We start from the raw sequence: 24,860 nt of genomic DNA, 5'->3' as shown, positions 1-24,860 counted from the left end.
TCACTCGCCCTCGCGGCCCGAGCCCGCCTCCACCGGCTGCGATTCGAGCAGCACGCAGATCGCGCGCACCTGCTGCTCGATGATCTTCGCCACCTCGGCGCGGCGCGCCGGTCCCATGCGGCTGGAGATCGCGGCCACGCTCACGGCCGCGATCGGGTTGTCGGGCGGAAAGGCGACGCCGATGGCCGCCGCGCCCGGCGTGGCCGCGCTGTCGAGGAAGGAGTGGCCCTGCGCGCGCGTCTGCGCGATGGCTTCGCGCAGGAATCCCGGCGCGAAGGCGGCGCCGAACTTCGCATAGCGCGCCTCGTTGGAGGCCACGATCAGTTCGGCTTCGGCCTCGGGCAGCGCGCTGAGGATCGCGAGGCCACCGGCGCCCACGCCCATCGGCCGGCGGATGCCGACGTCGAGCGTCAGCGCCTTGATCGGATAGGCACCGAGCGCGCGGCTGGTGCAGATCGATTCGGGGCCGCGCCGCTCGCTGAGGTAGACCGTGTCCTGCGTGAGTTCGGCGATGGTGCGCAGCGCCGGCTCGCACAGCTCGCTCAGGTGGTAGCGCGGCTGGGCCAGCATGCCGAGCTCGTGCAGCAGTGGACCCAGGTGGTACTTGCGCGTGAGCAGGTCGCGCACCAGCAGGCCCTCGACCTCGAGCCGCTGCAGCATGCGAAAGCAGGTCGACATCGGCAGGCCGCTGAGGCTCACGACGTCGGCGATGCGCATGCCGCGCCGCCCGCGCGAGGCCACCACGCGCAGCATGCCCACCACGCGCTCGATGCTCTGCGTGCCCGAGCGCGCGCCGCCGGCGGTCGGTGGCGAAGCGGTCTTGGCGGTGGTTCGGCGTTTAGTTTCCACGATGCGGCAGTAATTCGGGTTGCTCCCCAATGGGAGGGATGTTGGCTCGACTGTAATCGGTGGATCGAAAACCAATGACTGCCACATCGTGGAAGTCGAAAGCCGAACAAGATGCCCCAGACGATGACCGAGAAGATCCTGGCCCGCGCCGCCGGCAGGCCGCGCGTGGTGCCCGGCGAGGAGATCACGGCGCGGCCCGATTTCGTGATCGCCTACGACTTCCCGGGCTACACCGACGTGTTCTTCAAGGAGACGCGCGAGGACTTCGGCATCGAGAAGGTGTCGAGCCCCGAGCGCTTCGTGCTGTTCATCGACCACATGGTGCCGGCCACCGCGCCGAAGGAAGAGGAACTGCACAAGATCACCCGCGCCTGGGGCAAGGAACAGGGCGTGCCGGTGCACGAGCGCGAGGGCATCGGCCACCAGGTCGCGGCCGAGCTCGGCTACGCCACGCCGGGCGCCTTCGCCGTGCACTTCGACGGCCACGTGAGCCAGCTCGGCGCCTTCGGCACCTTCGCCTTCGGCGCGCGCAAGGGCGTGCTCGAGTCTTTCGTGACCGAGACGCTGACCTTGACCGTGCCCGCGACCGTGAAGGTCGAGCTCACGGGCACGCTGCAGCCCGGCGTGATGGCGCGCGACGTGTTCCATCACATGGTGCGCGTGATGGGCCCGGCCTCCTGCCGCTTCAAGGTGGTGGAACTCTGCGGCCCGGTGATCGACGCCATGAGCATCGAGGGCCGCCAGACCCTTTGCGGCCAGGCCATGTTCCTGGGCGCGACCACGATGCTGATCGCGCCCGATGCGAAGACCCTGGACTATGTGCGGGGCCGCTCGAAGATCGCGCTCGACCCGGTCTATCCCGATGCCGATGCGAGCTACGACAGCGTGGTGACAATCGACGTCTCGACGCTGGAGCCCATCGTCGTGATTCCGCCGAGCCCCGCCAACACGCGCGATCTCAAGGACTACACCGGCGTGGAGGTGCACACCGGCTACCTGGGCTCGTGCGCCAGCGGCCGGCTCGAGGACCTGCGCATCGCGGCCGAGGTGCTGCGCGGGCGCCGCATCCAGCCGGGCTTCCAGCTGCACGTGGTGCCGACCTCCAAGGCCATCATGGCGGCGGCCGCGCGCGAGGGACTGATCGAGGTGCTGGTCGAGGCCGGCGCCTTCATCAGCTCGCCGAGCTGCGACTACTGCTTCGGCCGCATCGCCACCATGAGCGACGGCCAGCGCGCCGTGTCCACCGGCACGCTCAACACGCCCGGGCGCATGGGTAGCGTGGATTCGGAGATCTACATCTGCAACGCGGCCGTGGTCGCGGCCTCGGCGCTCGAGGGCCGCATCGCCGATCCGCGGCCCTACCTGGCGGCGGCGCGCGAAGGAGTCGCGGCATGAGCCTCGTGAACCTGCGCGGCCGCGCGGCCTGGGTCTTCGAGGAAGACGACTACGACATCGACCTGATCGTCGGCGTGCGCAACATCAAGATCACCGACGTGAAGGAACTGGCCGCGCTGGCCATGGCCGACTACCTGCCCGACTTCGCGGCCGGCGTACAGAAGGGCGATCTGCTGATCGGCGGCCACAACTTCGGCTACGGCCATCCGCACTATCCGGCCATGCGCGCCATGCGGCACCTGGGCATCGCGGCGGTGATCGCCGAATCCTTCTCGCCGGGCTTCTTCCGCGGCGAGACCAGCATGGGCTTTCCGCTCGTGAGCTGCCCGGGCATCCGCGCGGCCACGGCGCGCGGCGACGCACTGACGGTCGACTGGGACACGAACGAAGTGAGGAACCTGCGCTCGGGCCAGACCTTGATGCTGCAGCCCTTCTCCGAATCCGAGCGCGGCATGCTCGACGCGGGCGGACTCATTCCCTACCTGAAGCGCCGCGTGGTTCCCGCGAGCTGAGCCCTTCTTCCTTTCCCTTGCAGTGAGTTCATGGCGCAGCGCCCATGTCGGGTCGCCACGCCCTTTTTCTGGAGACACACGATGACTTCATCCCGCCAGGCCCTGCGCCAGCGCATCACCCACGGCCCGACGCTCTGGTTCGGCGGCGCGCAGGACGCGCTGTCGGCCCTGCTGGTCGACCAGTCCGAGTTCGACGGCATCTTCAGCACCGGCTTCGGCGTCTCGGCCGCGCTGCTGGGCCAGCCCGACATGGAGCTCTACACGCTAAGCGAGAACGTCGCCACCGTGAACCGCATGGCGAACGTGGTGCGCAAGCCGATCTTCGTCGACGCCGATACCGGCTACGGCAGCGTGCTCAACGTGGGCCGGGCCGTGCGCGAATTCGAGAAGGCCGGCGCCGCGGCGCTGCAGCTCGAGGACCAGGTCAGCCCCAAGCGCTGCCCGGCCGCCGCGGCGCCCTCCACGCTGGTGTCCATCGACGACGCGGTGGCGCGCATCAAGGCCGCGCTCGATGCGCGCCTCGACCCCGACCTGCTGATCGTCGCGCGCACCGATGCCCAGGACCCGGGCGAGGCGCTCGAGCGCGCCGCGCGCTATGCCGAGGCCGGCGCCGACCTGATCCAGCCGATCTCGCGCACCTTCGAGCGCTACGAGCAGCTGGCGCAGCTGCGCGAGGCCTGCGGCCGGCGGCTGTCGCTGATGCTGATGGCCGGCACCTGGATGACGGCGCTGACGCGCGAACAGATCGAGAGCGTGGCGGCCTTCGCGAGCTATCCGATCGCGGGCCTGCTGACCACCGTGCACACGGTGCAGGCCAACCTGCGCGAACTGGCGCGCCGCCGCTCGGGCGATTTCGCCGACCTGCCCTTCGCGCAGACCTCGATGGCCGACTTCAAGCACATCATCGGCTGGCATGCGCTCGAGGAACGGCAGGCGCACTACGAGGTCCGCTGAGCCGGCCTCACCCGTTTTCCCATCAGAAGAATCAGGAGCACACGTGCGTACCCTCACCCTCATCGGCCGTGTCGTCACGGCGGGATCCCTGGCCCTGGGCCTGGGCGGCGCCGCCCTGGCGCAGGACGCGGCCTATCCGACCAAGCCGATCCGCCTGGTCGTTCCCTACCCGCCGGGCGGCGCCACCGACGTGGCCGCGCGCATGCTGGGCCCGCGCCTGCAGGAGGAGCTGGGCCAGACCGTGCTGGTCGACAACCGGCCCGGCGCGGGCGGCAACATCGCCATGGTCAACGTGGTGCAGAGCCCGCCCGACGGCTACACGCTGGCGGTGACGCTCACGGGCATGCTGTCGATCAACCCGGTCATCTACAAGAAGGCGGGCTTCCAGGCTTCCGACTTCGTGCCGGTCGCGCGCGTGTCGCTGGCGCCGCTGCTGCTGGTGGTGCCCGAGAAGTCGCCGTACAAGAACGTGCAGGAACTGCTGGCCGCGGGCAAGAAGGCCGGCAAGGGCGGCATGCCCTACGGCTCGGCCGGCGCGGGCGGGCTCTCGCACCTGGCGTCGGAAGCCTTCAACGCCAACGCCGACGGCAACTTCACGCACGTGCCCTACAAGGGCGGCGCGCCGCTGGTGCAGGCGCTGATGGCCAACGAGGTGAGCTGGGGCCTGCTGGGCACGGGCGACGTGCGCAGCTTCATCCAGTCGGGCAAGCTCAAGGCCATCGGCCAGCTGCGCAACGGCCGCTCCGAGCTGTGGCCCGAGGTGCCGACCCTGACCGAGCAGGGCGTGCCCGGCGGCGTGGACTTCGACGTCTGGTTCGGCGTGGTCGCGCCCGCGAAGACGCCGCCCGCGGTGGTCAAGCTGCTCGGCGAGAAGATCGCCAAGATCACGGCCGAGCCGGCCTTCCGCAAGCGGCTCAACGACCTGGGCGGCGTGGCGCCCGCGACCGGCAACACGCCCGAGGCCTTCGCCGAGGTGCTCAAGCGCGAACTGGCGATCCTGCCGAAGGCGGCGCAGGACGCGGGCCTGCAGCTCGATTGAGTTCCTAGCGCTTGGGCAGCGCGTAAGCGATCACGTGGTCGCCGGTGCGCGTGCCCAGCGAGCCATGGCCGCCCGCGGCCACCACCACGTACTGGCGGCCGTCCGCGCCCTCGTAGGTCATCGGCGTGGCCTGGCCGCCCGCGGGCAGGCGGCTGCGCCAGATCTCGCGGCCGCTGTTCACGTCGTAGGCGCGCAGGTAGTAGTCGAGCGTGCCCGAGAGGAAGGCCACGCCGCCGCCCGTGAGGATCGGACCGCCGAGGCTGGGCACGCCCATCGCGAAGGGCAGCGGCAGCGGCAGCGGCGAGCTGTCGCGCACGGTGCCGTTCTTGTGCTTCCAGAGGATCTGGCCGCTGCGCAGGTCGGCGGCGGCCACGTGGCCCCAGGGCGGCGCCTGGCACGGCAGGCCGAGCGCCGAGGTGAAGGGCTTGAGCTTCACCGCGAAGGGCGCGCCGAAGTTCTCGTTGAGCGCCGGCAGGCTGCCTTCGGGCGGCTTGCCGCCCTGCACGTAGAGCGTGCTGTCGTCGGTGCGCGGGATCAAGGTGGAGACGAAGGCCAGCGAGGCCGGCGTGGCGAACGCGATCTGGCGCTGCGGATCGACCGCCACGCCACCCCAGTTGAAGACGCCGAAGTTGCCCGGATAGATCAGCGAGCCCTGCGTCGACGGCGGCGTGAAGCGGCCCTCGTAGCGCAGCCGGTGGAAGGCGATCCGGCAGGCCAGCTGGTCGAACACGGTGGCGCCCCACATGTCGGCCGGCCGCAGCGCGGGCGGATCGAAGGACAGGCCCGACACCGGCTGCGTCGGCGCCGTGCGGTCGCCCTGCGCGGCGCCCTGCGGCGCGGCCTGCTCGCGCACCGGCACCACCGGCTGGCCGGTGCGGCGGTCGAGCACGAACAGCTCGCCCTGCTTGGTCGGCTGCACCAGCGCCGGCACGCGCACACTGCCCACGCGCAGGTCGACCAGGCTGGGCTGCGCGGGCACGTCGTAGTCCCAGAGGTCGTGGTGCACGGTCTGGAAATGCCAGCGCACGCGGCCGGTCGCGAGGTCGAGCGCGACCAGCGACGATGCGTAGCGCTCCGCGCCCTCGGTGCGCTTGCCGCCCCACTGGTCGGGCGGCTGGTTGCCCATGGGCACGTAGACCATGCCGAGCTTCTCGTCCACGCTCGAGATCGACCAGCTGTTGGGCGAGTTGACGGAATAGGTCCGGCCCGGGCCGATCGGCGCCGTGTCCTCGGGCCGGCCCGAATCCCAGTTCCACACCAGCGCGCCGGTCTCGATGTCGAAGGCGCGGATCACGCCCGAGGTCTCCTGCGTCGAGACGTTGTCGAGCACGGTGCCGCCCACCACGATCAGCGAGCGCGTGACGACCACCGGCGAGGTCGCGTAGTACGAGCCCGGCTTCACGTTGGGCATGTTCTTCCACAGGTCGATCTGGCCGCTGCCGCCGCCGAAGCGCATGCAGGGCTTGCCGCTCTCGGGATCGAGCGCGAGCACGCGGCCGTCGGCCGTGGGCATGAACAGCTTGGCGGCGCAGGCGCCGTCGGCCGAGAGGTTGGGCGACGGCGCCGCGGCCGGCGGCGGCTGGTACGAGAGGCCGCGGCAGGTGAGATGCTGCAGCGCGAGCGAGGGCGCGATCTTCGGCGTGTGGCGCCACAGCTCCTGACCCGTGGTCGCGTTGAGCGCCACCACCGACTGGTGCGGCGTGCAGAGGAACAGCCGCTCGCCGACCTTCAGCGGCGTGACCTCGAAGGTGGTCTCCTCTGGATCGCCGGGCTGGCCGCGCACGTCGCCGGTGCGGTAGTGCCAGGCCTCCTGGAGCTGCGACACGTTGACCGGCGTGATCTGGCCCAGCGTCGAATAGCGCTGGCCCATGGCGGTGCCGCCGTAGGCCGTCCAGTCGGCGCCGGCGGGCGGCAGCGCCTCGCTGGTGAAGGGTGGATCGGCCTGCGGCGCGATGCCCTCGAGGCGCTCGTCGCCGCGCACCCACGACAGCACGGCCGCCACCGCGAAGGCCGCGAGCACCAGGCTCAGCGCACGGCGCGAGGCCACGACACCGGCGCCATCGCGCCGCGCGAGCGCACGCGCGACCCAGGGCGTGAGCAGCAGCAGGCCGAGCAGGAAGAACAGGTCGCCGCGCGCGGCCATCGGCCACCATGCGAGCCCCACCTCCCACAGCGCCCAGGCCAGCGTGAACGCGACCACCAGCGCATAGACCATCAGGCCGCGCCCGCCGCCGCGCGGCAGCAGCGCCGCGGTGGCAATGAGGCCCAGGCCCGCGAGCAGGTAGTACCAGGAGCCGCCGAGCGCGACCAGCCAGCCGCCCGCCACGACGAGCCCCAGGCCGGCCAGTCCGATCAGCAGCGCGAGGACGAGGAGCAGCGCGCTGGCGCGGGGACGGGTGGACGAGGGCATGACGGGGACTCCGGAACGGCGGGCAAGCGCCCACCGTAGTCCCGTGCGCGCCCTGTCGGCGTAGGCGGTTCGCGCATGTGCCTCCCGGCGCGGCGCGGCAGATCGCGCGCACGGGCACCAAGGTATGCAGCGCGCGGGCGCGGCGTGGACGAAGGTACTCGCGAGTCCCGGTAGCTCAGGCCCGCGCGCCCAGCGCCGCCCTCGCCCGCCGCGCCCGCGCATCGGGCTGCAGCGGCCGCAGGTACTCGTGCAGCGCGAGCGCGGCCGCGCCCACCGCGGGCGCGAGCGCGTCGTAGCGCGCGGTGCGCAGCTCGGGCGCGGGCATGCCGGCGCCGTCGGCATGCTGCTTGACGCTCGCGAAGGCGGCCTGCGCGAAGCCGCGGTGCTCGGCGCAGGACTTGCCGCCGAGCACGATGGCGCGCGGATTGAAGGTGACCCAGAGGTTCTGCAGCAGCACGCCGAACAGCGCGGCGGCGCGCTGCATGTCCACGCCCTCGCGCGCCAGCACGCGGGCGCCGAAGAAGGCCTCGGCGCAGCCGCGCCGGCCGCACGAGCACGGCGGACCGTCGAGCGCGAGGATGGTGTGGCCGATCTCGCCGGCCATGCCCTGGGCGCCCGTGAACAGGCGGTCGTTGAGCACCACGCCCGCGCCCACGCCCACGTCGCAGTTGACGAAGATCAGCGGGTCCTCGCCCTCGCCCGCGGCGAACTCGTACTCGCCGAGCGCGGCGGCGTCGGCATCGTTCTGCAGCTGCACCGTCACGCCCGTGAGGCCGGCCGCGGCCAGCGCGTCCTCGAGCAGCGGCAGCAGGCGCACGTTGCGCCAGCCGAGGTTGGGCGCGAAGCGGACCTCGCCGGTGCAGTCGTCGACCGCGCCCGGCACGCACACGCCGATGCTCGACAGCCGCAGCCCGCGCTCGGCCAGGCGACGGTGCGCGGCCGCGGCCATGCGCGCGACCTGGGCGCAGGTGCCGGCCGGCGCGCTGTCGGCCAGCGCCTGCTCGTCCGAATGCAGCACCTCGCCCTGCAGCGAGACGCAGGCCAGCCGCGCCGTGTCGACCGCGATCTCGATGCCCATGAGCGCGCGCACGCCGACATTGATCTGCAGCGGGGTCGAGGGCCGCCCGAGCCCGTCGGCCACCGCGGCGCCCGATTCGCTGAGCCAGCCCTCGTCGAGCAGCTCGCGCACCAGCAGGCTCACGGTCGACTTGGTGAGGCCGCTCTCGCTCGCGAGCCGCGCGCGCGACAGCCCCGGCTGAGCGCGCAGGAGCCGCAGCAGCACGCTGCGGTTCATGCGCTTGAGCAGCTGCTGGTCGCCGATGGTCTTCATGCGCGGGGGCCGGGTGGAGAAGCCTCAGGCCGCGGCCACCGCCGTCGCCGCGTGCGGCGCCTGCTCGCGGCCCTCGGGCCGCTTGCCTGCGATGATCATGCCGAGCACCTCGTCCTCGGTGACGTCGGCGGTGCGGTAGGTGCCGACCAGCTTGCCGTTCTTCATCACCGCGAGCCGGTCGCTCAGCGAGAACACGTCGGGCATGTCGTGGGTGATCAGGAAGATGCCCACACCGTCGTCCTTGAGCTGCTTCACGAGCCGGCCGACCATCGCCGTTTCTTCGGGACCGAGCGCGGCGCAGGGCTCGTCCATGATCAGGATGCGCGCGTTGAAGTAGAGCGCGCGCGAGATCGCCACCACCTGGCGCTGGCCGCCCGAGAGGCGGCGCACCGGGATGCGGATGTTGGTGAAGTTCTTGTTCAGGCGCTGGAACACCTTGCGCGCCTGCACTTCCATGAAGTGGTCGTCGAGCGTGTTCCAGGCCGTCATCTTCTCTCGGCCCAGGAACAGGTTGGCCACCGCGTCGAGGTTGTCGGCCAGCGCCAGCGTCTGGTAGATGGTCTCGATGCCCTGCGCCTGCGCCTCGGCCGGGGTGCGGATGTTGACCCTGTCGCCCGCGATGCGCACCTCGCCCGAGTCGATCGGGTAGGCGCCCGCGAGCATCTTCATCAGCGTGGACTTGCCGGCGCCGTTGTGGCCCAGCAGCGCCACCACCTCGCCCGGATAGAGGTTGACGCTCACGCCGTCGACCGCCTTCACGCCGCCGAAGGCCTTGCGGATCTCCTGCAGTTCGACCAGCGGCCGGGTCTTGTCGATCTCGGCCATCTTCAGTTCTCCCCGAATTTGCGGCGATAGAGCACGTCGAACACCACGGCCACGATCAGCACCTGGCCGATGATCACCATGCGCTTGCCGATCGGCACGTCGAGCAGCAGCATGCCGCTGTCGAGCGACTGCATGATCAGCGCGCCCAGCACCGAGCCGAAGATCGAGCCGCTGCCGCCGGCCAGCGCGGTGCCGCCGATGACGGCCGCGGCGATCACGTAGAGCTCCATGCCGGTGCCCAGCGAGTTGGTGCCGGCGTTCAGCCGCGCGATCGAGACGATGGCCGCGATGGTCACCAGCACCGCGAGCAGCGCGAACAGCATCAGCGTGACGCGCTTGACCGGAATGCCCACCAGCGCCGCCGCGTCGGGATTGCCGCCCATCGCGAAGACGTAGCGGCCGAAGCGCGTGCGGTGCACGATGAACGACAGCACGATCGCCACCACGGCCCAGATCAGCACCGGGATCGGGATGCCCTGCGGCGCGTCCTTCGAGTCGATCTTGTAGTGGTTCATCACGGCCGCGAACAGCAGCACCACGGCCGCCGGCACCGCGGTCAGCAGCAGCTCGATCCACAGCGGCTCGTTGGGCATCTCGTGGCGCGTGCGCGCGCGGCGCTTCTGCACCATGCGCGCGAACAGCACCACCGCCACCAGCCCCGCGATCGCCCAGCTGGCCGTGACGCCGATGCCGCCGTCGTAGCCGCCGCCCAGGCGCTGGAAGAACTCGTCGTTGACCGGCTGGGTCTTGCCGTCGGCCACCAGGAAGGCTGCGCCGCGGAACGACATCAGGCCGCCGAGCGTGACCACGAACGAGGGCACGCCGAGCACCGCCGTGAGCCAGCCCTGGTAGATGGCCACCAGCAGCGCCACCGCGAGCCCCGCGAGGCAGGCCGTGGGCCAGGACCAGCCCGAGGTGTACTGCAGGTAGGCGATCAGCACGCCCACGAAGCCCATCACCGAACCGACCGACAGGTCGATGTGGCGCGCCACGATGATCAGCACCATCACGGTCGAGACGATGCCGACCACGGCCGTCTGCTGGGCCACGTTGTAGAGGTTCTCGGGCGTGAGGAACACGCCGCCCGACATGAGGTTGAAGGCGATCGCCAGCACCGCCAGCAGCACGCACATCAGCACGAGCCGCAGGTCGATGCCGGTGCGGCGCCACCAGCCTGGGGTTGGATTGCTCATTGGAGGACTCCCTCGGAGAAAACGGGATGGGCGGCGGCGGTCACGGCCGGCCCCTCGGGGACGGGGCCCGCGCCCTGCCGCGGATCGCGCGCGGCGCGGCGGGACGCACCGCGCGGTGCGTCCCCCTGCCCTGTTCTTACTTGCAGGCCGCCGGCGCGTTCGCACCCGAGACGCCCTTGCAGAGTTCGTCCTTCTTGATCCAGCCGGCCTTGACGACCACGTCGAGGTTGTCGCGCGTGACCGGCACCGGCGTCAGCAGGCGCGAGGACAGCGAGACCTTCTTCGGGCCCGAGTTCCAGGTGCCGGCCTTCTCGACCGGCTTGCCCTGCGACAGCGCCAGCGCGGCGCTGGCGGCCTCGCGGCCGAGCTCGCGCGAGTCCTTGAAGATGGTGGCGGTCTGCGTGCCCAGCGCGATGCGGTTGAGCGCCGCGAAGTCGGCGTCCTGGCCCGACACCGGGATGCCGCGCAGGCCCTTGGCCGTGAGCGCGGCCACCGCGCCGCCGGCCGTGCCGTCGTTGGCGGCCACCACGGCATCGACCTTGTTGCCGTTCTTGGTAAGGATCTGCTCCATGTTCTTCTGCGCCACCTCGGGCTTCCAGCCTTCGGTGTATTCGTCGCCGACGATCTTGATGTCGCCCTTCTTGATGGCGTCGGCCAGCACTTCCTGCTGGCCCGCGCGCAGGAAGTCGGCGTTCGGGTCGCTCGGCGAGCCCTTGATGATCACGTAGTTGCCCTTGGGCTTGACCTTGAGCACCTCGCGCGCTTCCATGCGGCCGACCTCGACGTTGTCGAAGGTGATGTAGAACACGCCGGGCGCCTCGATCAGGCGGTCGTAGGCCACCACGGGCACCTTCTGGCGCGTGGCCTTGGTCACGGCGGGCAGGATCGCGTCCTTGTCCATCGCCAGCACGATCAGCGCCTTCGCGCCCTTGGCCATCAGGCCCTCGATGTCGCCGAGCTGCTTCTCGGGCGAGCCGCCCGCATCGGCACTGATGTACTTGGCGCCCAGCTTCTCGAGCTGCGCCTTGATCGCGGCCTCGTCGGTCTTCCAGCGTTCTTCCTGGAAGTTGGACCAGCTCACGCCGACCACGGTCTGGGCCATGGCGCCCACGGCCGTCAGACCGAAAGCCATGGCGGCCAGGGTGTGTTTCAGTTGCATCGATGTCTCTCCAGTGTTGAGTCGCCCGGTGCAGGCGGCCTGTGCTTCGGGACCGGCGCGAGAAGGCCGGAACCCGCCCCAGGCCACGCCTGTTGTTCGCCGCAGACCCGATTGAGAACCTTGGCGCTACTTAGTTTGGCTGGCGAACTAACTATCCCATCGCAGGCGTGGCGGGGGCATCGGGGAATTCCCCGAGCGGATCGGACGGAAGGGGGAAAGGAGGCGCCCCGGCTCAGGGCGCGGGTGCGTTCGCCGGCGCGGGGGCCGGCCAGGCGACCTCGCTGGCCACGCGCGGCTTGCCCATCGGCGCGCCGGCCTTGCCGATGCGCACGGCCGCCATGTCGGCCTCGCTCGGGTACTGGTCCGAGAGCCAGTAGTCGAACACGCGGCGCGCGATCGGGGCGGCGGCGCCGGCGCCCCAGCCGGCGTTCTCGACGATCACGGCGAGCGCGATCTTGGGATCGTTGACCGGCGCGAAGGCCATGAACAGCGCGTGGTCGCGCTGGTGCTCCTCGAGCGCGCGGGCGTTGTACTTGGTGTTCTGCGCCTGCGTCACGGCCTGCGCCGTGCCGGTCTTGCCGGCCGCCTGGTAGCCCGCGCCCGCGAACACGCTGCGCGCGGTGCCGCTGGTGACCACGCTGGTCAGGCCCTCGCGGATGACCGCGATGTTGGCCGCCGTGAGGCCCAGGTTCACGCCCGGCGGCTGCGGCAGCGGCACCACCTGGCCGCTGACGGTGTCGCGCGTGGCGAGCGCGAGGTGCGGCTTGTGCTTGATGCCGCCGTTGGCCACGATCGCGGTGGCCTGCGCGAGTTGCAGCATGGTGAAGGTGTTGTAGCCCTGGCCGATGCCCAGCGAGATGGTCTCGCCCGCGTACCACTTCTTCTGCTCGGGCCGCTTGTAGGTGTTGCGCTTCCACTCGGTGCTCGGCAGCACGCCGCGCACCTCGCCGCCGAGGTCGATGCCGGTGATCTGGCCGAAGCCCAGCGGCTTCATGAAGTCGTGGATCATGTCCACGCCCATCTCGTTGGCCAGCGAGTAGTAGTAGATGTTGCTCGACAGCTGGATCGAGCGGCGCATGTCGACGCCGCCGAGGTTGCCCTCGGGGCTGCCGAAGCGGTGGCCGCCGAAGTTGAAGTAGCCGGGGTCGTTGACCACCACGCTGGCGCCGCGCTTGCCGGTCTGCAGCGCGGCCAGCGCCATGAAGGGCTTGTAGGTGGAGCCGGGCGGGTAGGTGCCGCGCAGCGCGCGGTTGAGCAGCGGCTTGTCGATCGACTCGGTCAGCGCCTGCCAGCTCTCGGTGTCGATGCCCTCGACGAACAGGTTGGGGTCGAAGGTGGGCTTGCTCACGAAGGCCAGCACCTCGCCGGTCTTGGGATCGATCGCCACCAGCGCGCCGCGGCGGTCGCCGTACATCTCCTCGACCAGCTTCTGCAGCTTGATGTCGATCGACAGCATGACGGTGTTGCCCGGCGTGGCCGGATGGCTCGCGAGCCGGCGCACCGCGCGGCCGCCGGCCGAGGTCTCCATCTGCTCGACGCCGGTCTGGCCGTGCAGCGTCTTCTCGTAGCTCTGCTCGATGCCGAGCTTGCCGATGTAGTCGGTGCCCTTGTAGTTGGCCTGCTCTTCCTCGTCCCAGTCCTCCATCGCGATCTTCTCGCGCTGGTTGATGCGGCCGATGTAGCCGAGCACGTGCGAGCCCAGCTCGCCCTGCGGATAGTTGCGGAACAGCCGCGCCTTGATCTCCACCCCCGGAAAGCGGTAGCGCTGGGCCGCGAAGCGCGCGACCTCCTCGTCGCTCAGGCGGGTGCGGATCGGGATCGAGTCGAAGCTGCGCGAGTCCTCGCGCAGGCGCTTGAAGCGGCGCCGGTCGCGCGGCGAGACCTCGACCACCTGCGTCAGGTCGTCGATGGTCTGCTCCACGTCGCCCACCTTCGAGGGCGTGATCTCGAGCGTGTAGGCCGAGTAGTTGGAGGCCAGGATGATGCCGTTGCGATCGAGGATCAGCCCGCGGTTGGGCACCACCGGCACCACGGCCGTGCGGTTGCTCTCGGCCTGCTCGGCCAGGTCCTCGTGGCGCGTGACCTGCAGGTAGATCAGCCGCGACGACAGCAGCCCGAAGGCGAACAGCACCGTGAGGCCGATCACGATCACGCGGCGCTTGAAGCGCGCGAGGTCGGCGGCGACGTTGCGGATTTCGGTCATGGGCGGCGAACGGTCAATGGATGAGCTTAGGCTTCATGCGGTGCCGAGGCAACCGGCACGAAGTCCACCGTGGCGCCGAGCGCGCGCAGGCTGCGCAGGTCGGCCTCCAGATGAGTTTGGAAACCGCTGCACAGTTCCAGCGGCAGTGCCTTGAGCAGCGCGAGCGCGCGTGCCGGCGCGACACCGAGCAGCCGCACCACGCATTGCGCGACCTCGACGCGGCGCGCGCCCGCGTCGCGCAGCAACAGCGCACCGCGCGTCCAGTGCGCGGGGTCGACCGGGGCCAACGATTCTTCCTCTTCGTCCTCGTCGGGCGCGTCCATGGCCTCGGCGAGGTTGGCGCGGATCTCGCGCCAGGGCGCGCCCTCGGTGCCGGGCTCGCGCTCGATGCGCGCGAGCATCGCGCCCGGGTCGTCGCCCAGCGCCGCCAGCGCGCGCAGCAGCGCGCCGAAGCCCTCGATCGACGCGGCCACGGGCGACGGCGTCCAGCGGCCGGCCGAGGCCGGCGCCCACCAGACCGGATAGCCGGCGTCGGCCTCGCGCAGATCGATGAAGTAGGGATCGCGAAAGTAGTTGGCCGCCACCGCGAGCCAGGCGGGATGCCACTGGCCCGGCGCATCGCCGCTCAGGTCCTCGCCGGTGTGGCCGTGCGAGCGGTAGCCGACCTGGAAGGCCTCGATGCCGCCGGGCTCGGGATACCACTGCGGCAGCCCGAGGTCGCCGACCACGATGGCGGCATCCACGAAGGCCCGCACGGACGGCGGCAGGGAAGGCCCGGCGACGGACATGCTCACAAGGGACGGTTTTCGTCGGGCTCGGGCGTGCGTCGCTGCGGCGCCAGCAGCACGAAGGTGGCCAGCGGCCACAGCGCGGCCTCGACCGCCGGCGAGATCAGCACCGACCAGCCCGGGAACACCCCGCCGCCGAGGATGCGCGTGACGATCTCGATCAGCTGCGACAACGCGAACAGCGGCAGCACCTGCAGCGCCTGCGACAGCACCGGATACCAGAGCAGGCGGCGGTGGATGGTGATCGCGAAGAAGCCCAGCGTGGTGTAGGACAGCGCATGCTGGCCGAGCATCGAGGCCTGGTGCACGTCCATCAGCAGGCCGAAGACGAAGGCGGCGCCGATGCCCACGCGCATCGGCTGGTGCACGCCCCAGAACACGATCGCCAGCGCGAGCAGGTCGGGCATCCAGGCGGCGCGGCCGATCGGCACCATGTTGATCAGCAGGGCCACCACCAGGCTGCCCCACATGAACACGGGGCTGACGGGCAGCAACAGCTGCTGCTGGCCGGGTCGCTTGATCATCGCGCGGCCTCCGCGGGTTTCTTGGCAGCGGCGGCGGCGCCGTTCTTCTCGGATGCCTTCTCCGCGCCCTTGACGGCCGCGCCCGCCTTGCCCTCGGCCTTCTTCGGGCGCGGTGCCGGCGCGGCCGCGGCCGCCGGCGGCGGTGCCGAGGGCGCGCCCGTGGGCTGCAGCACCAGCACGTAGCGCGCGGCCGTCACGTGCGCGAGCGGCACGCAGTAGATGCGCGCGAAGGCCGAGTCGGCGCGGCGCTCGATGCGCTCGATCTTCGCCACCGGCAGGCCGGCGGGATAGATGCCGTCGACGCCGCTGGTCGACAGCAGGTCGCCCTCCTGCAGGTCGGCGTTGGCGGCCATGAAGCGCAGCTCGAGCCCGCCGCCATGCGCCGAGGCATCGCCGAAGGCCACGCTGCGCACGCCGGTGCGGGTGTTCTGCACGGGAATGGAGAGGTCGCGGTCGATCACCAGAGTGACCTCGCTCGTGAAGGGCTGCACCGCCGTCACCTGGCCGAGCACGCCCTGCGCGTCGATCACCGGCGAGCCCGGCGCCACGCCCTGGGCCAGGCCCTGGTCGATGACGATCTTGCGCGTGTAGGGATCAGCCGCGTCGTACAGCACCTCGGCCGCGCGGCCCGGCGTCTGCTGCAGCTGGCGCAGCTCGAGCAGCGCGCGCAGCCGCGCGTTGTCCTGCGCCAGCGTGTCGGCCTGGCTCGCGCGCTCGGCCTGCAGCATCAGCGCCTTGCGCGCGTCGGCCTCGTTCTTCTGCGCGGTCTGCAGGTCCTCGAGGTAGCCGCCGGCGCCCACCACGAACTGCACGGGCTTGAGCGCCACCCATTGCACCGGGTAGAGCACGGCCGCGATGGCCTGGCGCACCGGCTGCACGATGTGGAAGCGGGCGTCGGCCACCATCAGGAAAAGCGCGAGCGTGCTGAAGAAGATCAGCTTGCTCAGCGCCGATGGCCCCTGGTTGAACAGGGGTGGCGCGGTGCGGTCGAGCGTGCCCAGGGGCATGGGATCAGGTCGGGTGCTGCGGCATCAGATGACAAAAGGCCGGCCCGCGCAAGCGGGGGCCGGCCGATGGAGGCGGCGCTGCATTCACTCGCTCGTGAAGATGCTTCCCAGCCGGTCCATGCGCTCGAGGGCGATGCCGCAGCCGCGCACCACGCAGGTCAGCGGGTCCTCGGCGACCAGCACCGGCAGGCCGGTTTCCTCGGCCAGCAGGCGATCGAGGTCGCGCAGCAGCGCGCCGCCGCCGGTGAGCATCATGCCGCGCTCGGCGATGTCGGCGCCGAGTTCGGGCGGGGTCTGCTCGAGCGCGTTCTTGACGGCCGAGACGATGTTGTTGAGCGGGTCGGTCAGGGCTTCCAGCACTTCGTTGCTGCTGATGGTGAAGCTGCGCGGCACGCCCTCGGAGAGGTTGCGGCCCTTGACTTCCATTTCCTTGACCTCGGAGCCCGGGAAGGCCGAGCCGATGCTCTTCTTGATGACCTCGGCCGTGGGCTCGCCGATCAGCATGCCGTAGTTGCGGCGGATGTAGTTGATGATGGCCTCGTCGAAGCGGTCGCCGCCGACGCGCACCGAGCCCTTGTAGACCATGCCGCCGAGGCTGATGACGCCCACCTCGGTGGTGCCGCCGCCGATGTCGACCACCATCGAGCCCGAGGCTTCGCTCACGGGCAGGCCGGCGCCGATGGCCGCGGCCATGGGTTCCTCGATCAGGTAGACCGAGGTCGCGCCCGCGGCCTCGGCCGCGTCCTTGATGGCGCGGCGCTCGACCTGGGTGGAACCGCAGGGCACGCAGATGATGATGCGCGGGCTCGGCGTGAGCAGCGTGCGCGGGTGCACCATCTTGATGAACTGCTTGATCATCTGCTCGGTGATCACGAAGTCGGCGATCACGCCGTCCTTCATCGGGCGGATGGCTTCGATGTTGCCCGGCACCTTGCCGAGCATGGCCTTGGCTTCGCGGCCGACGGCCTGGATCACCTTCTTGCCATGCGGACCGCCTTCGTGGCGGATGGCGACGACCGACGGTTCGTCCAGCACGATGCCCTTGTTGCGGGCGAAGATGAGCGTGTTGGCGGTGCCTAGGTCGATCGCGAGGTCGGTGGAGAAATACCGACGGAAAGCTCCAAACATGTGCGGAATCCTCTGGAGCACGGGCTGCGCATCGGCAGAACGTCGCTCACTCTATGGGTGTTTTGGGGGTGCTGGAAGGGTGAATTTGATCGTTTTTGCAGCAAAAGCCGGCGCGTTCGCGGGGGTTGCGGCAAAGGCGGGATAATACCCGAATCCCCTCTGAATCCCGTGTTGGCGGCCCTTGCGGCGCGCTATTTACCTCCGGTTTTTCGGCCGGTTCCACCATGTCCCTTTCCGCTTCCGATATCGTCCGCATCGCCTCCCTGGCGCGGCTGCAGCTCGCCCCCGACGAAAGCGAGCGCATGCTCAGCCAGCTCAACGGCTTTTTCGACGTGGTCGAGCGCATGCGCTCGGTCGACACCACCGGCGTCGAGCCCCTGGCCCACCCCGTGGCCGCCATCGAGGACATCGTCCTGCGCCTGCGCGAGGACGTCGTGAGCGAGCCCGACAACCGCGAAGCCAACCAGCGCAGCGCCCCCGCCGTCGAAGCCGGCCTGTTCCTCGTGCCCAAGGTGATCGAATGAGCGGCGCCAAGGACCTGCACCAACTCGGGGTGGCCGCGCTCGCGAAGGCGCTGGCCGGACGCGAAGTCTCGGCCGTCGAGGCCGCGCAGCACTTTCTCGGCCGCATGAAGGCGCACCAGGCGCTCGGCAGCTTCGTCGAAGTGAACGAGGACGCCACGCTGGCCCAGGCCCGCGCGGCCGACGCGTCGATCGCGGCCGGCAACGCCCCGGCGCTGGCCGGCGTGCCGATCGCGCACAAGGACATCTTCGCCACCACCGACTTCGCCACCACCGCGGGCTCGAAGATGCTCGCGGGCTACCGCTCGCCCTTCGACGCCACCGTGGTGCGCCGCCTCGCCGAGGCCGGCACCGTCACGCTCGGCAAGCTCAGCTGCGACGAGTTCGCGATGGGCTCGGCCAACGAGAACGTGGCCGTGCCCGCCGTGGGCCACGACCGGGCCGTGCCGGTGCGCAACCCCTGGAACCTCGAGCGCATCCCGGGCGGCTCCTCGGGCGCCAGCGCGGCCGCCGTGGCCGCGCGCCTCGCGCCGGCCGCCACCGGCACCGACACCGGCGGCTCGATCCGCCAGCCGGCCTCGTTCTGCGGCGTGACCGGCATCAAGCCCACCTACGGCCGCGCCTCGCGCTACGGCATGGTGGCCTTCGCCTCCAGCCTCGACCAAGCCGGCCCGATGGCCCGCTCGGCCGAGGACTGCGCGCTGCTGCTGTCGGCCTTCTGCGGCCCCGACCTCGACCGCGACTCGACCTCGCTCGACCGCCCGGCCGAGAACTTCGGCCGCACCTTGAACGACTCGCTCGAGGGCCTGCGCATCGGCGTGCCGAAGGAGTTCTTCGGCGAGGGCGTGGCGCCCGGCGTGCGCGCCGCCATCGATGCAGCGCTGTTGCAGTACGAGAAGCTCGGCGCGAAGCGCGTCGAGGTCTCGCTGCCGCGCACCGAGCTGTCGATTCCCGTCTACTACATCATTGCCGCGGCCGAGGCCTCGAGCAACCTGAGCCGCTTCGACGGCGTGAAGTTCGGCCATCGCGCCAAGGACTTCATCGACCCGGCCAGCAAGAAGACCGCGCTCACGCAGATGTACGAGCGCACGCGCGCCGAAGGCTTCGGCGACGAGGTCAAGCGCCGCATCATGATCGGCACCTACGTGCTCTCGCACGGCTACTACGACGCCTACTACCTGCAGGCGCAGAAGGTGCGCCGCATGATCGCCGACGACTTCCAGCAGGCCTTCGCGCAGTGCGACGTGATCGCCGGCCCCGCCGCGCCGACCACCGCCTGGAAGATCGGCGAGCACGGCGACGACCCCGTGGCCGACTACCTGGCCGACATCTTCACCTTGCCGGCCTCGCTGGCCGGCCTGCCCGGCATGAGCCTGCCGGTGGGCTTCGACGGCGGCATGCCCGTGGGCCTGCAGCTGATCGGCAACTACTTCGGCGAAGCGAAGCTGCTCAACGCGGCGCACCGCTTCCAGCTGGCCACCGACTGGCACGCGCGCACGCCGGAGGGCTTCTGACATGAGCGAGACAGTGAACACCTTCGAAGCACAGCAACAGGGCCGCCCGACCGGCCCGCTGGTGCGCGGCTATGAAGTCATCATCGGCTTCGAGACCCACGCCCAGCTCTCGACCGCGAGCAAGATCTTCAGCCGCGCCTCCACGGCCTTCGGCGCCGAGCCCAACACGCAGGCCTGCGCGGTCGACCTCGCGCTGCCCGGCACCCTGCCCGTGATGAACAAGGGCGCCGTCGAACGCGCGATCCGGCTCGGCCTCGCGCTCGGCTCGCACATCGCGCCGCGCAGCGTGTTCGCGCGCAAGAACTACTTCTACCCCGACCTGCCCAAGGGCTACCAGATCAGCCAGTTCGAGATTCCCGTGGTGCAGGGCGGCTCGGTGAGCTTCTTCGTCGGCCCTTCGACAGGCTCAGGACAGGCTGAAGAACAGAAGACCGTGCGCCTGGTGCGCGCCCACCTCGAAGAGGACGCAGGCAAGTCGCTGCACGAGGACTTCGTGGGCCAGAGCGGCATCGACCTGAACCGCGCCGGCACGCCGCTGCTCGAGATAGTGACCGAGCCCGACATGCGCTCCACCGCCGAGGCCGTGGCCTATGCGAAGGAGCTGCACAAGATCGTGACCTGGATCGGCATCTGCGACGGCAACATGCAGGAAGGCAGCTTCCGCTGCGACGCCAACGTCTCGGTGCGCCGCCCCGGCGAGAAGCTCGGCACGCGCCGCGAGATCAAGAACCTGAACAGCTTCAAGTTCATGCAGCAGGCGATCGACTACGAGATCAGCTGGCAGATCGACACGCTCGAGGACGGCGGCAAGATCGAGCAGGCCACGGTGCTGTTCAATCCCGACACCGGCGAGACGCGCGCGATGCGCGCCAAGGAGGACTCGGCCGACTACCGCTACTTCCCCGATCCCGACCTGCCGCCGCTGGTGATCGCCGCCGACTGGATCGAGCGCGTGAAGGCCGAGATGCCCGAGCTGCCGCGCGTGATGGCCGAGCGCTACGTGCGCGACCATGGCCTGTCGGCCTACGACGCCGCGCAGCTCACGCAGGGCCCCGCGCTCGCGCGCTACTTCGACGACGCGGTGAAGGCCGGCGCCACGCCCAAGCTCGCGAGCAACTGGATCACCGGCGAGATCGCGCGCCGCCTCAATGCCCAGGAGATCGGCATCGAGGCCGCGCCGGTCAGCGCGTCGCAGCTCGGCCAGCTCGTGAAGCGCATCGCCGACGGCACCCTGCCGAACAATGCCGCGCGCCAGGTCTTCGAGGCGCTGTGGACCGGCGAAGGCAGCGACGTCGACGCGATCATCGAGGCCAAGGACCTGAAGCCGATGAACGACGCCGGCGCGCTCGACGCGATCCTCGACGAGGTGATCGCGAAGAACGCCAAGAACGTCGAAGAGTACCGCGGCGGCAAGGAGAAGGCGCTCAACGGCCTCGTGGGCCAGGTCATGAAGGCCAGCGGCGGCAAGGCCAACCCCGCGCAGGTCACGGAGCTGCTGAAGGCCAAGCTGGCCTGAGCCAGGGTTTCGGCCCGATACGACGGTGAAGCGGGCCCCGCGCGGGCCGCTTCACCGTTTTTTCTTTGGGGGATGCCGCTCAGCGCGAGGTGGTCGCGGTCTCGCCCGACCACAGCTGCTTGAGCCGCACGCGTTCCTCGTCGAAGCGTGCATTGACGCGCTTCTTCTCGTCTTCCTGCTCGCCGATGAAGCGGTTCTGCACCGCCGCGCTCTTGGCGTTGTCGTCGAGCCGGCGCCGCAGCACGCCCGGTGCCTTGCTCGCGTCGCCCTTGTAGAACTCGAGCTCCTCGTCGATCTTCTTGCGGTCGTCGGCCAGTTCGGACAGCCGCTTCCTCGCCGCCTGGATCACCGCGTCGACCTGCACCAGCGCCTCGCCGCGCTCGCGCTCGTGGGCGGCGGCGTTCGGATAGCGGATCAGCAGCGCGCGCTCGCGCCGGCGCTCGTCGGCGATGCGCGCGGCCTGTACCGCGGCCTCGCGCGCGCGGTCCTCGCGTTCGGCCTGCTCGCGCGCCGTGTAGGTGGGCTCGAGCCGGCGCCGCGTCATGCCGCTCGGGCTCAGCTCGCGCTGCTCGCGGTCGGCGCATTCGGCGATCGGCCGGTCGGCGGTCAGGGTGCGGCCCTTGGCATCGACGCACGAATAGATGCCCGCGGCGCTGGGCACCCCGGGCACGCCCTTCTGCGCCTGGGCCAGCGCCAGCGTGCAGCCGGCGGCGAGCACCGCGGCCAGCGCGGCACGGGCGTTTCCGATGGCGCGGAATCGGCTGTGGCCGGGGCGGCGCGGCAGGCGGTGCATCGGGCGTGTCCTTCAGTGGGCGCCGTAGCGCGTGCGGTAGGCGAGCACGCGCTCGCGGTGGGTGCCGAGGTCGGCGGCCGCGCCGCCCGAGAGGTAGCTCAGCAGGTCGTCGAGGGTGGCGATCGCCACCACCTGCAGGCCGAGCTGGTTGCGCACGTACTGCACGGCGCTGTGGTCCACGTCGACGCCGTTCTCGGTCGCCTTCTCCTGCCGGTCGAGCGCGATCGCCACCGCGTGCGGCACGGCGCCCGCGGCCTGGATCGCGGCGATCGACTCGCGCACCGCGGTGCCCGCGGACATCACGTCGTCGACGATCAGCACCCGGCCCTTGAGCGGCGCGCCGACCAGGTTGCCGCCCTCGCCGTGCGCCTTGGCTTCCTTGCGGTTGTAGGCGAAGGGCACGTTGCGCCCGCGCCGCGCGAGCTCGGCCGCCACCGTGGCGCCCAGCGGGATGCCCTTGTAGGCCGGGCCGAAGATCATGTCGAACTCGAGCCCGCTCTCGATCAGGCGGTCTGCATAGAATCCCGCGAGCCGCGCGATCTTGGCGCCGTCGTCGAAGAGGCCCGAATTGAAGAAATAGGGACTCATGCGGCCGGCCTTGGTCTTGAACTCGCCGAAGCGCAACACGCCCGCGTCGAGCGCGAACTGGACGAAGTCCTGCGCCACCGCACTGCTTTTCTCACCATCTACAGCCATCGGAATTCCTTGTGTTCAAACTGACCAGTCTCAATCTCAATGGCCTGCGTTCGGCCGCCACCAAGGGCGTTGCCGACTGGGTGGCCGAATTGGCGCCGGATTGTATTTGCATGCAGGAGATCCGGGTCCAGGCCAGCGACATCGAAGGCCGCTTCGAGGAGATGGCCGGCCTCAAGGGCCACTTCCATTTTGCCGAGAAGAAGGGCTACGCGGGCACCGCGATCTACACCAAACACGCGCCCAGCGAGGTGGTGGTGGGCTGGGGCGACGCCGAATTCGACGCCGAGGGCCGCTACCTCGAGCTGCGCTTCGACACCCCGAAGCGCAAGTTCTCGGTCATCAGCTGCTATTTCCCGAGCGGCAGCTCGGGCGAGGAGCGCCAGCAGGCCAAGTTCCGCTTCCTCAAGGGCTTCTTCCCGCACCTGGTGGCGCTGAAGAAGCAGCGCGAGTTCGTGCTGTGCGGCGACATCAACATCGCCCACAAGGAGATCGACCTCAAGAACTGGCGCGGCAACCAGAAGAACAGCGGCTTCCTGCCCGAGGAACGCGCCTGGATGACGAAGCTGCTCGACGCCGGCGCCGAGGGCGCGGGGCTGGTCGACGTCTACCGCATGCTCAAGCCCGACACCACCGGCGAGGCCTACACCTGGTGGAGCAACCGCGGCCAGGCCTATGCCAACAACGTGGGATGGCGGCTCGACTACCACCTCGCCACGCCGAAGACCGCCGCGCTCGCGCGCACCGAGCAGATCTTCAAGACCATCAAGTTCAGCGACCACGCGCCGATCACGCTGGAGTACGACTTCACGCTCTAGGAAATCGGGAGCGGACAGCCGTACGCAGAGGACGCGAAGATTTCGCGAAGGACGCGAAAGAGCAGCCAAAAGGGTGTGGGTTGCACGCTTGTGGCGGTTGCGCCCCGAGGAGCCATGCAAGGCCGCTACCGTCGCAGATCGCGGCTCCTTTTTGAAGGTTTTCTTTCGCGCTCTTCGCGAAATCTTCGCGTCCTCTGCGTCCGGCTGTCCGCTTTCAACCGCAGCATCGCCCGATCCGCCCCTCGCGGTACAGCGGCCCCAGGTCCTCCGCCAGCGCCCCCAGCGTGCGGCGCCATTGCGCATGCGAGGGGTCGGCCGCCAGCGCCGCGCGCATGCGCGCCAGCAGCTCGGCGCGCAGGGCGGGCTCGTCGATGCCCAGCACGCGCCCGGCATCGACCGCGAGCCGCCCGCCGACCAGCACCTTCGCCACATGGCGGCCACTGGCGCGCGCGAGCACCAGCTCGAGCGGATCGATGTCGTCGAACAGCGCATCGTCGTCGAGCGCCTCGAGGTCCAGCAGCACCAGGTCGGCCGGGGCGCCGGTCGCGATGCGGCCGCCCGACACCAGCGCGCCGCCCACGCTGCGCGGGCCGTGGCCGGCGGCGAAGGACCAGAGCTGGGCCGGGGTCATGGCGCGCTCGTAGCCCCAGCCGCGGTGCAGCGCGTAGGCCAGGCGCATCTCGCGCAGGGCATCGTCGTCCTCGTCGAAGGCCATGCCGTCCAGCCCCATGGCCACGCGGCAGCCCTGGCGCAGCATCTCGGCCAGCGGCGCGATGCCCGACTGGAGGCCGAGGTTCGAGCTGGTGTTGACGGCGATGGTGGCGCCGCGCTCGGCGATCAGCGCGAGCTCGTCGGGCCGCGCCCAGGTGCAGTGGGCGAGCGTGAGACGCGGGCTCAAGAGGCCGATCGCATCGAGGAAGCGCACGATGCCGCCCGGATGATGGGCGTCGGCCCAGTCGCGCTGGTAGCGCGTCTCGAGCAGGTGCATGTGGACCGGCCGGCCGGTGTCGGCCGAGGCGCGCGCGATGGCCTCGAGCAGCGGCGTGCCGCACCACTGGACCGCGGTCGGGCCGTACTGCACGGTGACGTGCGCGCCCAGGCCCTCCTCCTCGACCATGCGCGCCACGGCATCGACCTGCGCGAGCTGGCGCGCGGGCTCGACCGGCTGCACCGTGAGGCGCCGCGCGACCGCGTCGCGGATGCCGGGGCGCAGCAGGGCCAGCACGGCGGCATCGTCGTCGTAGGCGATGCCGTGGCGGTCGCGCATCGCGACCGCGAAGCCGATGCGCACGCCGACGTCGCGCGCGGCCCGCGCCACCGCCCGCGCCTCGTCGACGTAGTCCATGCCGCCCTGCACGCGCGTGTAGTGGGCCATCAGGTTCGTCACGCCATGGCGCAGCGAGCGCGCGAACGAGGTGGCGGCGCAGAGGTACGGATCCATGCCCGGCACCGTGCCCAGGAAGGGCAGCCAGCTCTCGAGCGGCTGGCCGAAGGCGCCGAGCGTGGCGCTGCGGAAGGTGCGCGCATGGTCGTGCGCATTGGCCAGCGCCGGCAGCGCGAGCAGCCGCGGCGCGGGGCCGGTGGCATCGCGCGGCGCGATCGCGCCGAAGCGCTCGCCGTCGAATTCGATGCGCATGCCGGCCTGCGCGGGCCGCAGGCCGGGCTCGGCCAGCAGCCAGGCGCAATCGA

Annotated in this window: 22 protein-coding genes; 8 read left to right on the top strand and 14 right to left on the bottom strand. The window is 70.6% G+C overall.

Going from position 1 to position 24,860, the window contains the following annotated elements; genetic code table 11:
* Entirely contained in the window at window positions 1–849 is an 849-nt protein-coding gene (locus tag INQ48_01870; GenBank protein QRF58041.1) for an IclR family transcriptional regulator, read from the bottom strand.
* Between the two features lie 111 nt (window positions 850–960).
* Here INQ48_01870 and INQ48_01865 point away from each other — a divergent pair, with 111 nt between their 5' ends.
* The 4 genes from INQ48_01865 (at window position 961) to INQ48_01850 (ending at window position 4,749) form a co-directional block, all read left to right on the top strand.
* A complete protein-coding gene (locus INQ48_01865; protein ID QRF58040.1) occupies window positions 961–2,244 on the top strand; it encodes a 3-isopropylmalate dehydratase in 1,284 nt (427 codons plus the stop codon).
* A complete protein-coding gene (locus INQ48_01860; protein QRF58039.1) occupies window positions 2,241–2,756 on the top strand; it encodes a 3-isopropylmalate dehydratase in 516 nt (171 codons plus the stop codon). Before INQ48_01865 ends, INQ48_01860 begins: the two co-directional genes overlap by 4 nt.
* An 81-nt stretch (window positions 2,757–2,837) precedes the next feature.
* Complete coding sequence (locus INQ48_01855; GenBank protein QRF58038.1) at window positions 2,838–3,710, top strand: isocitrate lyase/PEP mutase family protein; 873 nt, start codon at window positions 2,838–2,840, stop codon at window positions 3,708–3,710.
* Between the two features lie 43 nt (window positions 3,711–3,753).
* Window positions 3,754–4,749, top strand: coding sequence for a tripartite tricarboxylate transporter substrate binding protein (locus tag INQ48_01850; protein ID QRF58037.1), 996 nt, complete (start codon window positions 3,754–3,756; stop codon window positions 4,747–4,749).
* Window positions 4,750–4,753: 4 nt separating this feature from the next.
* On the opposite strand, the gene INQ48_01845 is transcribed toward INQ48_01850, so the two are convergent.
* The 10 genes from INQ48_01845 to INQ48_01800 all read right to left on the bottom strand — a co-directional run bounded on the left by INQ48_01845 (window position 4,754) and on the right by INQ48_01800 (window position 17,316).
* Entirely contained in the window at window positions 4,754–7,159 is a 2,406-nt protein-coding gene (locus tag INQ48_01845; protein ID QRF58036.1) for a membrane-bound PQQ-dependent dehydrogenase, glucose/quinate/shikimate family, read from the bottom strand.
* A gap of 175 nt (window positions 7,160–7,334) precedes the next feature.
* Window positions 7,335–8,489, bottom strand: coding sequence for an ROK family transcriptional regulator (locus INQ48_01840; protein ID QRF58035.1), 1,155 nt, complete (start codon window positions 8,487–8,489; stop codon window positions 7,335–7,337).
* Window positions 8,490–8,513: 24 nt separating this feature from the next.
* Window positions 8,514–9,314: a sugar ABC transporter ATP-binding protein gene (locus INQ48_01835; GenBank protein QRF58034.1), complete on the bottom strand. Its 801-nt coding sequence runs from the start codon at window positions 9,312–9,314 to the stop codon at window positions 8,514–8,516.
* A 2-nt stretch (window positions 9,315–9,316) separates the two neighbouring features.
* On the bottom strand, window positions 9,317–10,507 hold the full coding sequence (locus tag INQ48_01830) for an ABC transporter permease (GenBank protein QRF58033.1): 1,191 nt from the start codon (window positions 10,505–10,507) through the stop codon (window positions 9,317–9,319).
* Between the two features lie 136 nt (window positions 10,508–10,643).
* The gene (gene xylF, locus INQ48_01825) at window positions 10,644–11,666 is read right to left on the bottom strand and encodes a D-xylose ABC transporter substrate-binding protein (protein QRF58032.1); all 1,023 of its coding nucleotides are present in this window, start codon (window positions 11,664–11,666) and stop codon (window positions 10,644–10,646) included.
* 232 nt (window positions 11,667–11,898) lie between these two features.
* Complete coding sequence (mrdA, locus tag INQ48_01820) at window positions 11,899–13,869, bottom strand: penicillin-binding protein 2 (GenBank protein QRF58031.1); 1,971 nt, start codon at window positions 13,867–13,869, stop codon at window positions 11,899–11,901.
* Window positions 13,870–13,895: 26 nt separating this feature from the next.
* Window positions 13,896–14,663 carry a hypothetical protein gene (locus INQ48_01815; GenBank protein ID QRF58030.1) on the bottom strand — a complete coding sequence of 256 codons (768 nt, stop codon included), beginning with the start codon at window positions 14,661–14,663 and terminating at the stop codon, window positions 13,896–13,898.
* Window positions 14,660–15,181, bottom strand: coding sequence for a rod shape-determining protein MreD (mreD, locus tag INQ48_01810; protein QRF58029.1), 522 nt, complete (start codon window positions 15,179–15,181; stop codon window positions 14,660–14,662). Before mreD ends, INQ48_01815 begins: the two co-directional genes overlap by 4 nt.
* Window positions 15,178–16,188, bottom strand: a complete 1,011-nt coding sequence (gene mreC / locus INQ48_01805) for a rod shape-determining protein MreC (GenBank protein QRF58028.1) — start codon at window positions 16,186–16,188, stop codon at window positions 15,178–15,180. Before mreC ends, mreD begins: the two co-directional genes overlap by 4 nt.
* An 84-nt stretch (window positions 16,189–16,272) precedes the next feature.
* The gene (locus INQ48_01800; GenBank protein QRF58027.1) at window positions 16,273–17,316 is read right to left on the bottom strand and encodes a rod shape-determining protein; all 1,044 of its coding nucleotides are present in this window, start codon (window positions 17,314–17,316) and stop codon (window positions 16,273–16,275) included.
* A 224-nt stretch (window positions 17,317–17,540) separates the two neighbouring features.
* Here INQ48_01800 and gatC point away from each other — a divergent pair, with 224 nt between their 5' ends.
* The 3 genes from gatC to gatB are packed head-to-tail and all read left to right on the top strand — an operon-like array spanning window position 17,541 to window position 20,867.
* Window positions 17,541–17,840 carry an Asp-tRNA(Asn)/Glu-tRNA(Gln) amidotransferase subunit GatC gene (gatC, locus tag INQ48_01795; GenBank protein QRF58026.1) on the top strand — a complete coding sequence of 100 codons (300 nt, stop codon included), beginning with the start codon at window positions 17,541–17,543 and terminating at the stop codon, window positions 17,838–17,840.
* Entirely contained in the window at window positions 17,837–19,351 is a 1,515-nt protein-coding gene (gene gatA, locus INQ48_01790) for an Asp-tRNA(Asn)/Glu-tRNA(Gln) amidotransferase subunit GatA (GenBank protein QRF58025.1), read from the top strand. The genes gatC and gatA overlap by 4 nt, the downstream gene beginning before the upstream one ends.
* A gap of 1 nt (window position 19,352) precedes the next feature.
* Window positions 19,353–20,867: an Asp-tRNA(Asn)/Glu-tRNA(Gln) amidotransferase subunit GatB gene (gene gatB, locus INQ48_01785; protein QRF58024.1), complete on the top strand. Its 1,515-nt coding sequence runs from the start codon at window positions 19,353–19,355 to the stop codon at window positions 20,865–20,867.
* Between the two features lie 79 nt (window positions 20,868–20,946).
* On the opposite strand, the gene INQ48_01780 is transcribed toward gatB, so the two are convergent.
* Both INQ48_01780 and pyrE read right to left on the bottom strand, forming a co-directional pair.
* Complete coding sequence (locus INQ48_01780) at window positions 20,947–21,660, bottom strand: DUF4124 domain-containing protein (GenBank protein ID QRF58023.1); 714 nt, start codon at window positions 21,658–21,660, stop codon at window positions 20,947–20,949.
* Window positions 21,661–21,672: 12 nt separating this feature from the next.
* Window positions 21,673–22,356, bottom strand: coding sequence for an orotate phosphoribosyltransferase (pyrE, locus tag INQ48_01775; protein QRF58022.1), 684 nt, complete (start codon window positions 22,354–22,356; stop codon window positions 21,673–21,675).
* Window positions 22,357–22,367: 11 nt separating this feature from the next.
* On the opposite strand from pyrE, the gene xth reads away from it, so the two are divergent.
* Window positions 22,368–23,171 carry an exodeoxyribonuclease III gene (xth, locus tag INQ48_01770; GenBank protein QRF58021.1) on the top strand — a complete coding sequence of 268 codons (804 nt, stop codon included), beginning with the start codon at window positions 22,368–22,370 and terminating at the stop codon, window positions 23,169–23,171.
* 214 nt (window positions 23,172–23,385) lie between these two features.
* On the opposite strand, the gene INQ48_01765 is transcribed toward xth, so the two are convergent.
* Complete coding sequence (locus INQ48_01765) at window positions 23,386–24,807, bottom strand: amidohydrolase family protein (GenBank protein QRF60571.1); 1,422 nt, start codon at window positions 24,805–24,807, stop codon at window positions 23,386–23,388.
* Window positions 24,808–24,860: the final 53 nt, after the last annotated feature.

Source organism: Variovorax paradoxus (genome assembly GCA_016806145.1).
Lineage (GTDB): Bacteria > Pseudomonadota > Gammaproteobacteria > Burkholderiales > Burkholderiaceae_C > Variovorax.
The sequence above is the reverse complement of the archived record's forward strand: the minus strand, read 5'-3'. Positions and strand labels throughout refer to the sequence as shown.

Bases quoted from the DNA above. Each gene is read 5' to 3' on its own strand.
- INQ48_01865 (QRF58040.1), top strand. From the start codon at position 961: ATGCCCCAGACGATGACCGAGAAGATCCTGGCCCGCGCCGCCGGCAGG.
- INQ48_01860 (QRF58039.1), top strand. From the start codon at position 2,241: ATGAGCCTCGTGAACCTGCGCGGCCGCGCGGCCTGGGTCTTCGAGGAA.
- INQ48_01855 (QRF58038.1), top strand. From the start codon at position 2,838: ATGACTTCATCCCGCCAGGCCCTGCGCCAGCGCATCACCCACGGCCCG.
- INQ48_01845 (QRF58036.1), bottom strand. From the start codon at position 7,159: ATGCCCTCGTCCACCCGTCCCCGCGCCAGCGCGCTGCTCCTCGTCCTC.
- INQ48_01840 (QRF58035.1), bottom strand. From the start codon at position 8,489: ATGAAGACCATCGGCGACCAGCAGCTGCTCAAGCGCATGAACCGCAGC.
- INQ48_01835 (QRF58034.1), bottom strand. From the start codon at position 9,314: ATGGCCGAGATCGACAAGACCCGGCCGCTGGTCGAACTGCAGGAGATC.
- INQ48_01830 (QRF58033.1), bottom strand. From the start codon at position 10,507: ATGAGCAATCCAACCCCAGGCTGGTGGCGCCGCACCGGCATCGACCTG.
- xylF (QRF58032.1), bottom strand. From the start codon at position 11,666: ATGCAACTGAAACACACCCTGGCCGCCATGGCTTTCGGTCTGACGGCC.
- mrdA (QRF58031.1), bottom strand. From the start codon at position 13,869: ATGACCGAAATCCGCAACGTCGCCGCCGACCTCGCGCGCTTCAAGCGC.
- mreD (QRF58029.1), bottom strand. From the start codon at position 15,181: ATGATCAAGCGACCCGGCCAGCAGCAGCTGTTGCTGCCCGTCAGCCCC.
- mreC (QRF58028.1), bottom strand. From the start codon at position 16,188: ATGCCCCTGGGCACGCTCGACCGCACCGCGCCACCCCTGTTCAACCAG.
- INQ48_01800 (QRF58027.1), bottom strand. From the start codon at position 17,316: ATGTTTGGAGCTTTCCGTCGGTATTTCTCCACCGACCTCGCGATCGAC.
- gatC (QRF58026.1), top strand. From the start codon at position 17,541: ATGTCCCTTTCCGCTTCCGATATCGTCCGCATCGCCTCCCTGGCGCGG.
- gatA (QRF58025.1), top strand. From the start codon at position 17,837: ATGAGCGGCGCCAAGGACCTGCACCAACTCGGGGTGGCCGCGCTCGCG.
- gatB (QRF58024.1), top strand. From the start codon at position 19,353: ATGAGCGAGACAGTGAACACCTTCGAAGCACAGCAACAGGGCCGCCCG.
- INQ48_01780 (QRF58023.1), bottom strand. From the start codon at position 21,660: ATGCACCGCCTGCCGCGCCGCCCCGGCCACAGCCGATTCCGCGCCATC.
- pyrE (QRF58022.1), bottom strand. From the start codon at position 22,356: ATGGCTGTAGATGGTGAGAAAAGCAGTGCGGTGGCGCAGGACTTCGTC.
- INQ48_01765 (QRF60571.1), bottom strand. From the start codon at position 24,807: ATGCGCATCGAATTCGACGGCGAGCGCTTCGGCGCGATCGCGCCGCGC.